The following is a 13,307-nucleotide window of genomic DNA, read 5'->3' on the forward strand; positions in this document are numbered from 1 at the left end:
TGGCCTCAGCCCTTCTTGATGTTCCAGAAGAAGGGCGGAGCCTGGAGGATTCCGGAGATGTTGTCGCGGAAGCCGGTCGGCACATAGAACATGCCGGTGTAGACGCTGAAGCTCTGCTCGAAGGCGCGGGCCTGCACCTGCGCCGCGATCTTCTTCTGATCGTCGAGAGTGGCCGCCTCGGCATAGGCCGTGCGCAGCTTTTCCATATCGTCGTCCTTCGACCAGCCCACCCAGGCGCCCTGCTCGCCAAGCCCGGACAAGGCAAACTGGATGACGGGATCGAGCAGATCCGCCCCTTCCCACCATGTGAAGAACATGCTCCAGCCGCCCTGATCGATCGGATTCTTGCTGGTCCGGCGCTGCAGAACGGTGGCCCAGTCCATCGCCTGCGCGTCGACATTCATGCCGATGCGCTTCAGCACATCCGCCGTGTACTGCGCCATGGCGCTCTGCACGGGAATATCGGTCGTAGCCAGCAGCACGATCTTTTCGCCATTGTAGCCTGCTGCCCGGAGCATAGCGCGCGCCTCGTCGAGCGAGGACTTCGACACCAGTTCGGAACCGGAGGTGTTTTCGAATGTCGTCCCGCATGGATAGACCGATGCGCAGGTCTTGTAGAACTCCGGATTGCCAATCGCGACCTTCAGCAACTCGCTCTGGTTGATCGCCTTGGCGATTGCGCGGCGGATGCCTGCATTTGCCGTCGGACCCTGCAGTGAATTGAACCTCCCCATGCCGAGGTTGCCGAGCGGATTGAAGTTCTGGACCTTCACCCCGGGAGCGCGGCTGATGATGGGCAGCAGATCAGCGGGCACCTGCTCATAATAATCGACCTCGCCCGAGATCAGTGCGTTCAGCGCGGTGTTCGGATCGGGGAAATTGACCCATTCGACCCGTTCGAGATGCACCACCTTGCCGCCGGCGGCGTTGGAGGCCGGCTCCGAACGCGGGACATACCTGGCATTGCGGTCATAGACCACGCGCGCACCGGGGCGATACTCTGCCTTGTTCCAGCGGAACGGGCCCGAGCCCATCATGTCGTCCGCGCCGAGCCGGTCGGTGACGGGCTTCTCGGCGAAGCGCTTGGGCATCATGAAAGGCACGTTGGTTGAAAGCTTGCCGATCGATTCCAGCACGAGGCCGTAAGGGCGCTTGAGCTTGATGACGATGACCTTGGGGCCATCGGTCGTCACGCTCTCGATATAGGTGAACAGGCGCCGGCCCATGCCATCCGCCTGGCCCCAGCGAATGAGCGAGGGCGCGCAGTCGGCAGATGTCACGGGCGTGTCGTCATGCCAGGCGAGGCCGTCGCGCAGCGTGATCCGGTAGGTCAGCTTGTCGGCCGAAACCTCGACACCGCTGGCCATCTGCGGCTTCACGGCAAGCTGCTCATCCTGCGCGAACAGCGTGTCCCAGATCATGTAGCCATGATTGCGCACGATGTAGCCGGTGGTGGCGACCGGATCGAGCGTGGTGAGCGCTGCGTGCGGAATCACGCGTAGCGTGCCCCGTGACGAGGCCTGCGCCATGGCCTGACCTTTCGGAAGGGCAAGGCCGCCGGTCAGCGCGGCAGCGCCGGCCATCAGTTCGCGCCGTGAAATGCTCATCGTTAAACCCCTTCCGAGATCATCGCCCTGTGGCGCCGACAGACACAGCGCGTCATGCGCCTGCATCACGCGCCATCCATGAAAAACGATTACAGGACGCCATTGCACCTGCTGTCAACTTGGCTTCCAATCGCACGGTGAAGCCCGATCGTCCGGGCAGTCTCGGGAAACTGTCGATGCGCCTGCTCCTTGCCATGATGAAGCACGAGACCAACACGTTTTCGCCGGTCCCGACGCCGCTTCAACGTTTCAGGGATTGGGGCCTTCAGGAGGGCGAGGACGTGGTCCGCGCCTATCGCGGCACGAATCATCCGCTCGCCGCCTATATCGATCTGGCGGCCGAGGCCGGCGCGGAAATCGTCACGCCCATCGCCGCCGAAGGCATGCCGTCCGGCTTCGTGGAACGCGAGGCCTATGATTACCTGACGGGCCGCATCCTCTCGGCGCTCGAGAACGAGGGGCCGTTCGATGCAGCCCTGCTCGATCTGCACGGCGCTATGGTTCCCGCTGGCATGGTCGATGGCGAGGGACCGCTTCTGAAGCGCATGCGCGAGATCGCGCCTGATCTGCCGATCGCGGTCACCTTCGATCCGCATGGCAACATGACCGGCGACATCATGGACAACGCCACCGTCGTCGTCAGCTACAAGACCTATCCCCACGTCGACATGTACAAGGCCGGCGAGCAGTGCGGGCGCATCATGATGCGGGCGCTCAAGGGCGAGGTGAAACCCGTGATCGTCTGGGGCCAGGCCGGCATCCTGGCCCAGACCCTGCGCATGGGCACCGATGAGGAGCCGATGGCCGGCGCCATCGCACTATGCCGGGCCGAGGAAAGCCGCGAGGGCATCCTCGCCGCGTCGATCTTCGGCGGATTTCCCATGGCCGACATCCCGGATGCGGGGCTGTCGATCGTGGTGGTGGCCGATGCCAGCCGCCACGCCGGAGTCGAGGCGCGCGACAGGCTTCTGGCCTATGCCCGCGATCATCGGACGGACTGGTTCCATGTGCACCAGCCGCTCGAAGAGGCGGTGGCGCGGGCCAAATCGATCGTCGATGGCCCCGTGGTGCTGCTCGACCATGCCGACAATGTCGGCTCGGGCGGCTCGTCGGACGTCATGACCGTCATCGCCGAAGTGCTTCGTCAGGGGCTGGAGGGCGTCGCGATGGCGGCCCTCTGGGACCCGGAAGCCGTGAAGCTGATGCAGCAGGCGGGCGTCGGCGCCACGATCACGCTCGATCTGGGCGGCAAGACCGAACTGCCTTCGATCGGCTTTCCAGCCAGGCCGCTGCGCCTCACAGGGCGCGTGCGGCGTCTGTCGGATGGCGAGTGGACGGTGCGCGGGCCGATGTACACCGGCTCAAAGGTGACGGCAGGACCCTGTGCGGTGTTCGAGACGGGCGGCATGCAGATCGTCGTCACCAGCCTGCACCACGAACCCTGGGACGCGGGCATCCTGACCCATATCGGCATCGAGCCGGCGCATTGTCGCTACATCCTGCTCAAGAGCCGGGTGCATTACCGGGCCGGCTTCCGACCCTTCGAGAAGCACCGCATCACCCTTGACGGCGACGGCGTCACAACTTCGGACAACACCCGCCTGACCTATAGCCATCTCAAGCCGGGCATCTATCCGTTCAATTAGGCCCATTTGCCCCACCCGGGCTGGCCGCCGGCTTTGTGCTTCAACCTGTCGCGGGCGCAAGGATCAGTTAACAATATCCTTTAGCAGCAGATTCACCCAAGGCGTTCACGATAACTTCCTGTGAACGCGCCATCCGGCCGTTCGCCTGGCGACATGTCGCAGCTCTGAGCCAGCGGCCCCATCACGGTGAATCTCGACCATGTCAAGACAGCGTGCGTTTTTACCCCTTCTGGCCACGCTGACGGTCTGCGCAGCCTCTGGCGCCCTCGCGCAATCCGCAGCGCAGCCCGGCGCCTGGCAGGCCACGGTCGGCGCAGGCGTGCGGATGGAGCCCACCTACGAGGGATCGGACCGTTTCTCCATCGCCTTCCGGCCCATCATCCGCTTCGGCCGGGCAGGCGCTGTCCGCTGGTGGTCGGCGGAGGATGATGCCATCAGCATCGGGCTGGTCAATGGCGAAAACTGGCGCTTCGGCGCGGGCGGCGCGCTGGTGATGCCGCGCAGCCGCAAGGATGACCGCCGCCTTTCTGGCCTCGAGAAGGTGCCGTTCGGCATCGAGATCGGCGGCTTCGGCGAGTTTTATCCGACATCATGGCTCCGCCTGCGTGGCGACATGCGTCAGGGAATCGGCGGCCACAAGGGCTTGGTGGGCGAGCTGAAACTGGATGCCTTCACTGATCCCAACGCGGTCTGGTCCTTCGGCGCCGGCCCGCGCATGACGATCGTGAGCGAGCGCTATGTCGACAGCTACTTCTCGGTCAGCCCGGCCGAGTCTGCCGCTTCCGGCTATCCGGTCTACAATGGCAAGGGCGGCGTCCACTCGGTCGGTGCGACCGCGCAGGCGAGCTATCGCTGGACGCCGGCCGTGAAATCCACGGCCTATGTGAAGTATGACTATCTCACCGGCGGCGCCTCGCGTGCGCCGGTTGTGGTCAGCCCGCTCGGCTCGCGCCACCAGATCGAGCTTGGTTTCTCCACGGCCTGGACCTTCAACCTGACGCAGTGAGCGTGGCGATGAGCCTATCGCTCATCAGGCTTGAAGGTGGCGATATCCGACGACGCTTTCCAGCGCCCTGGCGGCGCGCATCACCAGCATATCCTGGCGCGCCGGCCCCACGATCTGTAGCCCCACGGGCAGCCCGGCCTTCGTCCTGCCCACGGGCACGGAAGCGGCAGGCTGGCCGGTGAGGTTGAACGGATAGGTATAGGGCGACCAGTTCACCCAATCGTTGCCGAAGGACCCGTCAATGGGCGTGTCGCGGCCCGCTTCGATGGCGGGAATCGGCATGGTCGGCGTCACCAGCAGGTCATGCCGCTCATGGAAGCGCCGCATCGTCTCTGCGATCGCCGCGCGCGTCGTCAACGCGCCGATCAGCGCTGTCGCGGCGTGCTTCGTCCCTGCAAGGCCTGCGGCGACGAAGCCGGGATCCTGTTCCGGCCGGCGCCCCTCGGGCAAGGTCGCGAGCACGGCGGCGGCGCCCGATTGCCACATGATGTCGGCGGCGGCGCGGGCATCCTCTCCTGAAAAGCCCGGATCGGCTTCCTCGACGCGCGCATCCAGGCCTTCGAACAGCCGGACCGCTGCGGCGCAGATCGCCTCCACCTCCGGGTCGAGCCCGCGCACATGGCCCATGCGCGGCGACCAGGCGATGCGCAGCCCGCGCACACCATCATCCAGCCCGATCCGGTAATCCGGCGGCGGGCTGTTCCATGCCAGCATGTCGCGTTCATCGGGCTGCGCCAGAACGTTGAGCATGGCGGCGGCATCGGCGACGCTGCGCGCCATGGGCCCGAGATGGGCGAGCACGCCAAAGGGTGAAGCGGGATAGGCCGGCACGCGGCCGAAGCTGGGCTTGAGCCCGAAAACGCCGGAAAAGCTGCACGGAATGCGCACCGAACCCAACCCGTCAGTGCCGAGGTGCAGATGGCCGATGCCTAGCGCGGCCAGCACCGCAGCCCCGGCCGACGAGCCGCCCGTCGTGCGCGACGGATCATGCGGATTGCGAGTGATCCCCGTGAGCGGGCTGTCGCCGACGCCCTTCCAGCCGAACTCCGGCATGGTCGTCTGGCACAGGATCACGGCGCCGGCGCGGTCGAGGCTGGCCGCGGCAGGGCTGTCGAACAGCATCGGCGCCGCCGACCCCAGATGCGAGCCGCGCCGCATGGGCCAGCCATTGCGCGCGATATTGGCCTTGATGCTGGTCACCACGCCATCGATCGCGCCACGCGGCTCGCCCCGCATCCACCTCGCCTCGGAAGCGCGGGCCGCGTCGAAGGCGGCGTCCCGGTCCTCGTGCGACACAGGGTTGAGCGCGGCCGCGATCGTGTCGAGCCTGCGGCAGGCGTCCGTCAGGATCTCGACTGGCGAGACCGCCCGCCGCCGATAGGCATCGGTCAATCCGGCGACATCGAACCATTGTTCCCAACCCGTTGCCATCAGTTCTGCTCCAGCCAGCGCGCGAGTGCGTCGCGCTCGTTCTCGCTCATGTGCAGGCCCAGCTTGCTGCGCCTCCACAGGTTTCAGCGGGCCGTCTGCCCGAACAGCACCGCCCGTGCCGCAGGATCGTGCAGAGCTGCCGGGTCCCGCAACTCCGCAGCCATGCCCAGACCGCGCGCCACTGCCGGCCGCGCCAGCATCGTGTCCAGCCAGCGCTTCACATGCGGGAAATCCGCGATGTTCTGGCTCTGGCGCTCCCAGCCCTTGGCCCAGCCAACCATGGCCATGTCAGCGATCGAGTAATCCCCGGCCACGAACTCATGGGACGCGAGCTGCTTGTTCAGCACCCCGTAGAGCCTGTTCGTTTCCTTGATGTAGCGCTCCATCGCGTAGGGAATCTTCTCGGGAGCATAATGGTTGAAATGGTGGTTCTGACCGAGCATCGGGCCAAAACCGCCCATCTGCCACATCAGCCACTGCTCGACGAGGACGCGCTTGCGCTCGTCGGCAGGATAGAACTGTCCGGTCTTGCGGCCGAGATATTGCAAGATTGCGCCTGACTCGAAGACGGAGATGGGCTGCCCGCCCGGCCCCTCGGGATCGATGATGGCGGGTATACGGTTATTGGGCGAAATCGCCAGGAATTCGGGCCTGAACTGGTCGCCCTTCGAGATGTTCACTGGTGTGATGGCGTAGGGCAGCCCCATCTCTTCCAGCGCGATGGTGATTTTCCAGCCGTTCGGCGTTGGCCAGTAGAACAGTTCGATGGGCGCGGGCATGGGGTCCAGTCTCCGTTTTCGGTGTCCGTCATGGCCATTTTAGTCGCTGGCCAGCAATTCTGCGATGCCTGGCACGCCCAACGCCGGCGCGAAAGCCAGGCGATCGGCTCAGTTGCAATTCACATCAGCGAGATTACACATTTGCACCGTGGCACTCCACAACGGCAACTGGCGGGGCAGCCAGGCCGCAGCCTCTCTCAGGGGAAAGATGACATCCATGTTGATCCGCAACGCCCTCGTTTGCGCGGGCCTTATCCTGAGCGCCGGTGGCGCGCTGGCCCAGGTTCCTTCCGCTATGCAAGGCAACCCGCTGCAGCCCCGCGTGGCGCGCCCTCAGCCGGCGGCGCCAGCCCAGGCTCCGGCCGCGGCTGCGGCTGCGGCTGCGGCCGGGGCTGCGGCTGCGGCTGCGCCCGCCCAGGCGGATACCGCCAAGCCAAGGCGCCAGCGTTCGGCAGCCCAGCTTGCCAATGATGACCGCATGCGCAAGTGCGGCGCGGAATGGCGCGCCAACAAGGCCGCCCTCGGCGCGCAGGGAAAGACATGGCGTGCATTCAACGTCGAGTGCCGCGCGCGCCTGAAGGCTGCGCGCCAGTGAAGCGCGCGCCGGGGCCGGCATGCGCAGTCGCGGTTTGGCCCCGGCTTTTTCTGCACGACAGGTCCTCAGCGCAAACCATCCCATTTGCTGATCGCGCCGGCTTCCAGCCCGCCCATCCGCGCATGGGGTCGCCCGCCGGTGGACATGCATAGCGCGAACAGGATCTCGTTGGGCCTGGGACCATCGGGCACCACGCACGTCATCGCGTCGAAATGCGAGCGCACATAGGCCGCATCCTTGTGGTGGATCGGCAGGTCGATGGGCGTGCCCATGGCCGCCACCTTCGCAGCGGACGGCACGATCGCCAGCGCCTGGCCAATCAGTTCCCGCATCGCATAGCCGCCCGGCACGTGCCACAGCGCGCCATGCTCGACCTCCCCTGCCACGCCGACGATCGAGCCCTTTCCATAGGCCTCGACCTCGGAAGGCTTGATGCCCATCGCGGCGCACAGGCGGGTGGAGCATTCGAGGCCGAGCGGCTTCAGCTCATCCATGAACCACTGCAGATCAGGCTCGTAGCGCCCTGCGAAGGGGTTGTGGATGATCGCCGCCACCCAGCCCTTGAGCGCGGGCTTCGCACGATCCGGGCCGCCATCATGGCGGATCTCCTCCACGTAGGTCACGATCTTGCGCAGCTTCACGGTCATTTCAGGCATTCCAGTTCGGGTTGAAGACGATCGACAAGGGTCAGGCTCTGGCCCTGGAGATGAAGCGCCGCATCCGCGATGAGCCCTCGGGCGCGATAAAGGCGGGCGCGGTGCAGCCCTGCCGACAGCGCTCGCATCACGCTGTCAGGCGGCAAGGGCGGCACTGCGACGGTGACCGGCAGCGCGCCAAGGTCGCTGTCCGGGTCGAGCAAGGTGGCGGGCCGGCGGATGATGCCGGGGTGGTCGCAATCGACCGCATTCGCGATCAGCGTCGCAGCGACATCTGCCGTGGCGGCATCGCGCGCCAGCACCGTGACCCCGTCCGCGATGCCGAGCGAGAAGGATCGTCCACCCGCGCCTGACGTGGCGATGCCGCGCGCTGTGTCGGCGCTGCGCAGCACAAGGCCGGCGCTGGCCTGCGGCACGCCGGCGCCCGAGGCATGGCCCATGACGCCGATAGCCAGCGAATGCCCTGCCGCAAGATGCACCGCGATGTCGCCGCCATCATTGACGAAAGCCTTGTCGAGCGGCGCGGCCGCGATCATGGCGGCCAGGATTTCATCCGCCACCGCCCCGGCGACAGCAGCCATCGGCGTCACAAAGAGGCCGGCGAAGGGCTGGCAGGCCCGCTGCATCCTGAGCGCCACCCCGCCGTGCAGCCGGGCGCCCTCGCCCATGGGCCGGCGCAGGGCAGCAAGCTCGGAGCACAGCTCGGACAGGATTGTGGCGAAGCGCGCCTGGGCGGCCTGCCGCGCCGCGGCCACGGCGCTTGCCTCGCCCCAGGCCCTCAGCACGATGTCGATGGGTCCTTGCTGCATGTGCAGCCGGTCCCCGGAAAGGTTACGGATGGCCGGGCGCTCCCGCATGGCCTTCAGCCTAACCGGGCAAGCAGGGCGACAAAGCGCGCCGCCTCTGCCGCAGACAACGGCGCGAGCGTGCGGGCCGACACCTCCGCAGCGACAGCCTTCATCGCGCTGGCGGCGCTGGCCCCATCGTCTGTCAGGGCCACGATCACCAGCCTCGCATCCTCAGGCGCAGGCGTAAGCTGGACCCAGCCCCGTCGCGCCAGCCGCCCGACCACGCTGAAGATCGTGGCAGGATCCATCGCCGTCAGCCGCCCGAGCTGGTTCTGCGATTGCGGGCCGAGATCATCGAGCTTGGCCAGCGCCGCGAACTGGGTGGGCGTTACGCCGAAGGGTGCCATGACCGCATTGAACTGCTCCGTCGCGCGCTGCTGCGCCTTGCGAAGCAGGAAGCCCACCTGCTCCTCGAGCACATAGCGCGCGGGGGCGTCATCAGCGGCAGCCGGCTCCGGCAGCTTGCCCGCCCGTCTCATCCCCGCTCCTTGGGCCAGGGATTGCCGTCCATCCAGGACTCGAACCGCGCCTCCCGCGCCAGCGCAATCAGCACGTCATCCATGGAGACGATATCTCCCATATGGCCGCCAAGCCGGGCATAAAGGCTGCGCGGCAGCGTGAATTCGATCGGCGCGACGATGGCAGGGGTCGGCACATAGCCGAACGAGCCCTTCGGCATCCGCGTCACGTCCGCCATCACCGTGATCCCGCCGCCCGCCCAGATATGCGCAGGCGCGCCGCCCAACGTCACCCGCGTCTCGCCTGCCGCGACCGAGCGCGTCAGCAGCACCGGGTTTTCGCTGACGCCGGCCCTGAGGCTACCTCCGGCTCCGGCCATGAACAGCACTGAGCACAGCGACGGCTCGCAATTCTCGCCGATGCGGTCGACGACAGCCTGCACAGCGGCCGGCATCGCGGCGGGAACGGGAACCAGTCGATCGTCGAGGATGCAATAGAGCGCATCCTCTCCCGTCGTCGAGGTGAGCAGCAGCCGCAAGCCGGGCCAGGCGGCTTCAGCGTCGATCCTGGCGATGACCGACAGCGGATCGCTGATGTCCGTCCCGCCCCATCCAAGCCCCGGGTTGGCCACCTGGAAATAGCGCCCCGGCGTGGATTTGCGGCCGCGCACCCGCACGCCCGCCCCCTTCATGCCCAGCACCTTGCCGGCCTGATGCTCGGTGAGCACGCCCGTGATGTGGTCATCCACCACAATCACCTCGTCCACATGCCCGAGCCATTGCCTGGCGAAGATTCCGATCGTGGCAGAGCCGCAGCCGACCCGCATGCGCTGCTCCGGCTTGCCATCGACGATGGGGGCCATCCCGGCCTGCACGATCACCTCGTGGCCGCCTGCGATGTTCATCGTCACCGGCTCGCCCGAGCACAGCTTCAGCAGGGCGTCGCAGGTGACATTGCCCTCACGCTTGCTGCCGCCCGTAAGGTGCCGCACGCCGCCGATCGACAGCATCTGGGAGCCGTATTCGGCCGTGGTGACATGACCCACCGGCTCGCCCTCGACCAGGATGGTCGCCGCCTCCGGCCCCAGATGCCGGTCGGTGTCGATCTTCACCTTGACGCCGCAATAGCTGAAAATGCCCTCAGTCACGACAGTGACGGTGTCGACCCCCTCATGTTCCGAGGCGACGATGAAGGGCGCCGGCTTGTAGTCGGGATAGGTCGTTCCGGAACCCACACCGGTGATGAAGGTGCGCGAGGGATCGAGCGGCTGTCCGTTCCAGTCCGTCCCGGCGAATTCGACGAGCTTGCCGCCCCCTTCAACCGTCTGGTGGAGCAGCAGAACCGGGTCCGTGCGAACGAGTTCTCCCGCCACATTGGCATAGCGCGAGCACGCCCCGGACCGGCCGGGCCGGATGCGGCACAGCACGGGGCAGGCATCGCAACGGACGATGCCGTCGCCCTCGGAAACGCCGAGCTTCGCGGATCGCGCGGCGGTGGATAGCGCGTCGCTCATGCCCTGCCCTCTTCCCCATGCAGGGCGGCCCACAGCCTGTGCGGCAGGACCGGCACCTGCGTCATGCGCACGCCGCAGGCATGGCGGATCGCGCCGAGTATCGCAGGCGCCGTGGCCACGAGCGCAGGTTCGCCCACGCCTTTGGCGCCGTAAGGCCCGGTGAGTTCGGGATCTTCGATCAGGTAGGTCCTGATCGGAGGCATGTCCCCCGCTGTCGGGATCAGGTAATCATGCAGGTTCTCGGTGCGGCCTGGTATGAACTCCTCCATCAGCGCGAGCCCCAGTCCCTGTGCGATGCCGCCATGGATCTGGCCCTCGACGAGGACCGGGTTGATGGCGCGGCCGACATCATGGGCCGCGATGATGTTGAGCACCTTCACGGTGCCCAGCGCTGTGTCCACCTCCACCTCGGCGATCTGCGCCGCGAAGCCATAGGTGCCGTAAGGCATGCCCTGCCCGTCCGCATCAAGGCCTGTGGTCGGCGGATCCCAGCTGCCTGTGCCTTCCAGCACGGTTCCATCCTCGCCGGCAGGCAGGCTTGGCAGATCGAGGGTCCGAACGACCTCGCCATCGTGCACCGACAAGGTGGCGCCCGAGAGCGCGAGCCGTGCGTCGGGGCCGGCATTGGCGAGCTTGAGGATGCGCGCCCGCAAGGCCTCGCCGGCCAGGCGCGCGGCATTGCCCGACACATAGGTCTGGCGCGAGGCCGATGTCTTGCCGGCATCGGCGGTGAGGTCGGTGTCGCCGACCACGAGGCTGAAGGCCTCGACGGCAAGGCCCGCCGCATCGGCCGCGATCTGCGTCAGAATCGTGCTTGAACCTTGGCCGATATCGACGGCGCCGTTGAAGAAGGTCAGCGTTCCGTCGCGTCGAAGCGCAAGCCGCATCGTCGAGGGGTTCGACAACGAGGTGTTGCCGCAGCCATACCACATGCAGGCGATGCCAGCGCCACGCCGCTGCCGCCGCGGCGATGATTCATTATGCGAGGCGCAGCGCGCAAGCGCCTGATCCCAATCCTCTTTCAGCACATCAAGACACTGCGGCAGGCCGGCCGAGCTTGCGAGCACATGGCCCGAATAGGTCGTGTCGCCGGTCGCCAGCGCATTGGCGCGGCGGATCGCCCAGCGGTCCATGCCGAGCTGGTCGGCGAGATCATCCATCAGGCTTTCGTTGGCGATGGCGGCCTGCGGCACGCCGAAGCCCCGAAAGGCGCCTGCCGGCGTCTCGTTGGTGTAGACCGCCCGCGTGCGGTTCCAGACATTCGGCACGCGGTAAGGCCCGGCCCCGTGCACGGGCACGCGGTTGGCCACTGTGGGACCCCAGGAGGCATAGGCGCCGGTGTTGAAGTCGCCCTCCAGCTCATAGGCCGTGAGCCGCCCCGCCGCATCGGCGGAAGCTTTTGCCTTGATCCGGGCCGGGTGGCGCTTGGTCGAGGACGCCATGCTCTCGATGCGGCTGTAGATGATCCGCACGGGCCGCTTAAGCCTCCAGGCCGCGACCGCAAGCAAGGGCTGCACGGATACGTCGAGCTTGCCGCCAAAGCCGCCGCCGCAGGCGCTGGGCCTTATGCGAACCGCGTCCTGCGCGATGCCGAGCACCCGGGCCACCTCGTCACGATCCATGTAAGGCGCCTGGGTGCAGGCGGTGATTTCGATCCGGTCGCCGATGCGCTCCGCGAAACCGGCCTCAGGCTCGATATAGGCATGCTCGACGAATGCCGTCGTGAAATCGCCCTCGGCCGTCGCGGCGGCTTCGGCATGTCCCCTGCCGACATCACCGTAGCGCAGAAGGCCGCGGGCCAGCACATTGTCAGGCGCGAAAGCGTGCAAGACCGGCGCGTCGTGGCTGAGCCCCTGCTCCGCGCCCTTTACTGCCGGCTCCACGCTCCACTGGATCGGCAGGGCGCTGTCGGCGAGGCCTTCGACCGCAGCCCGCGAGCCGACCAGCGCCAGCACCGCCTCGCCGCGATAGCGGACATGGCCTGGCGCCAGAACCGGTTGATCCTTAAGATGAGGGAATATCCCGAAGCTGTTTTCGCCGGGCACATCGGCATGGCTGAGAATGGCCTCAAGACCGGGCATCAAGGCCTTCACGGCTTCCAGTTCGCCCAGGATGAAGCGGGCACGCGCATGGGGCGAGCGCACCACCCGCATCCACAGCGCATCGGCCGGAGCGGCATCGGCCCCGAACAGCTCGGCGCCCGCCACCTTCGCCCAGCCGTCGAGGCGGGGAATGGACTGACCGACCGCAGGGATGGGGGCCTCGCTCTGCGCCGCCTGTTCCGCGCGATTGGCAGAGCTCCCGGTCGCCGTCGCCAGAACGGCCTCGATGATCTTCACATAGCCCGTGCAGCGGCAGAGCACGCCGCCTATCGCATCCTCGACCGCGCGCGCATCCGGCGCCGGGTTGCGCGCCAGCAGCGCGGCGGCCGCCATCAGCATGCCCGGCGTGCAGATGCCGCACTGGGCCGCGCCATGGGCAAGGAAGGCTGCCCTCAGCCTGTCCGTGATCCCTCCCGGGCCCGCCCCCTCCACCGTATCGATCACGCAGCCCTCGGCCTGCGCTGTCGACACCAGGCAGGCGCAGACAGGGTCTCCATCGAGCAGCACGGTGCAGGCCCCGCAATCGCCTGCCTCGCAGCCGATCTTGGTGCCGGTCAGGCCAAGCCCCTCGCGCAGCGTGTCGGAAAGCGGCCGGAACGGGTCGGCGGCAACGCGGTGGCTCTCCCCATTCACGATGAGAAGGGTGGAGGCCATGTCCTGAAGCG

General features: G+C 67.0%; 11 protein-coding genes. 3 read left to right on the forward strand and 8 right to left on the reverse strand.

The genetic code is table 11. The features are described 5' to 3' along the window. Window positions 1–5: 5 nt before the first annotated feature. Window positions 6–1,607, reverse strand: a complete 1,602-nt coding sequence (locus HEQ16_12095; GenBank protein ID MCO4054763.1) for an ABC transporter substrate-binding protein — start codon at window positions 1,605–1,607, stop codon at window positions 6–8. A 176-nt stretch (window positions 1,608–1,783) separates the two neighbouring features. Between HEQ16_12095 and HEQ16_12100 the strand changes: the two genes are divergently transcribed. Both HEQ16_12100 and HEQ16_12105 read left to right on the forward strand, forming a co-directional pair. After that, complete coding sequence (locus tag HEQ16_12100; GenBank protein MCO4054764.1) at window positions 1,784–3,253, forward strand: M81 family metallopeptidase; 1,470 nt, start codon at window positions 1,784–1,786, stop codon at window positions 3,251–3,253. Window positions 3,254–3,452: 199 nt separating this feature from the next. Further along, window positions 3,453–4,259 carry a MipA/OmpV family protein gene (locus HEQ16_12105; protein MCO4054765.1) on the forward strand — a complete coding sequence of 269 codons (807 nt, stop codon included), beginning with the start codon at window positions 3,453–3,455 and terminating at the stop codon, window positions 4,257–4,259. A 24-nt stretch (window positions 4,260–4,283) separates the two neighbouring features. On the opposite strand, the gene HEQ16_12110 is transcribed toward HEQ16_12105, so the two are convergent. Both HEQ16_12110 and HEQ16_12115 read right to left on the reverse strand, forming a co-directional pair. Continuing rightward, on the reverse strand, window positions 4,284–5,690 hold the full coding sequence (locus HEQ16_12110) for an amidase (protein ID MCO4054766.1): 1,407 nt from the start codon (window positions 5,688–5,690) through the stop codon (window positions 4,284–4,286). Window positions 5,691–5,773: 83 nt separating this feature from the next. Then, the gene (locus tag HEQ16_12115; GenBank protein MCO4054767.1) at window positions 5,774–6,469 is read right to left on the reverse strand and encodes a glutathione S-transferase family protein; all 696 of its coding nucleotides are present in this window, start codon (window positions 6,467–6,469) and stop codon (window positions 5,774–5,776) included. A 217-nt stretch (window positions 6,470–6,686) separates the two neighbouring features. On the opposite strand from HEQ16_12115, the gene HEQ16_12120 reads away from it, so the two are divergent. Continuing rightward, window positions 6,687–7,064 (forward strand): hypothetical protein, encoded by a 378-nt coding sequence (locus tag HEQ16_12120; protein ID MCO4054768.1) that lies wholly within the window; start codon window positions 6,687–6,689, stop codon window positions 7,062–7,064. A 65-nt stretch (window positions 7,065–7,129) separates the two neighbouring features. Here the strand turns inward: HEQ16_12120 and HEQ16_12125 are convergent, their stop codons facing one another. Genes HEQ16_12125 through HEQ16_12145 form a run of 5 tightly spaced genes read right to left on the reverse strand, consistent with a single transcriptional unit; the run spans window position 7,130 to window position 13,296 of the window. Next, complete coding sequence (locus tag HEQ16_12125; GenBank protein ID MCO4054769.1) at window positions 7,130–7,720, reverse strand: amino acid synthesis family protein; 591 nt, start codon at window positions 7,718–7,720, stop codon at window positions 7,130–7,132. Continuing rightward, window positions 7,708–8,577, reverse strand: coding sequence for a UPF0280 family protein (locus tag HEQ16_12130; GenBank protein ID MCO4054770.1), 870 nt, complete (start codon window positions 8,575–8,577; stop codon window positions 7,708–7,710). The genes HEQ16_12125 and HEQ16_12130 overlap by 13 nt, the downstream gene beginning before the upstream one ends. 5 nt (window positions 8,578–8,582) lie before the next feature. Beyond that, a complete protein-coding gene (locus HEQ16_12135) occupies window positions 8,583–9,047 on the reverse strand; it encodes a MarR family transcriptional regulator (protein ID MCO4054771.1) in 465 nt (154 codons plus the stop codon). After that, entirely contained in the window at window positions 9,044–10,540 is a 1,497-nt protein-coding gene (locus HEQ16_12140; GenBank protein MCO4054772.1) for a 6-hydroxynicotinate reductase, read from the reverse strand. Before HEQ16_12140 ends, HEQ16_12135 begins: the two co-directional genes overlap by 4 nt. Further along, the gene (locus tag HEQ16_12145; protein ID MCO4054773.1) at window positions 10,537–13,296 is read right to left on the reverse strand and encodes a molybdopterin-dependent oxidoreductase; all 2,760 of its coding nucleotides are present in this window, start codon (window positions 13,294–13,296) and stop codon (window positions 10,537–10,539) included. Before HEQ16_12145 ends, HEQ16_12140 begins: the two co-directional genes overlap by 4 nt. Between the last annotated feature and the right edge of the window lie 11 nt (window positions 13,297–13,307).

The sequence above is a fragment of the Bosea sp. (in: a-proteobacteria) genome, assembly GCA_023910605.1.
Lineage (GTDB): Bacteria > Pseudomonadota > Alphaproteobacteria > Rhizobiales > Beijerinckiaceae > Allobosea.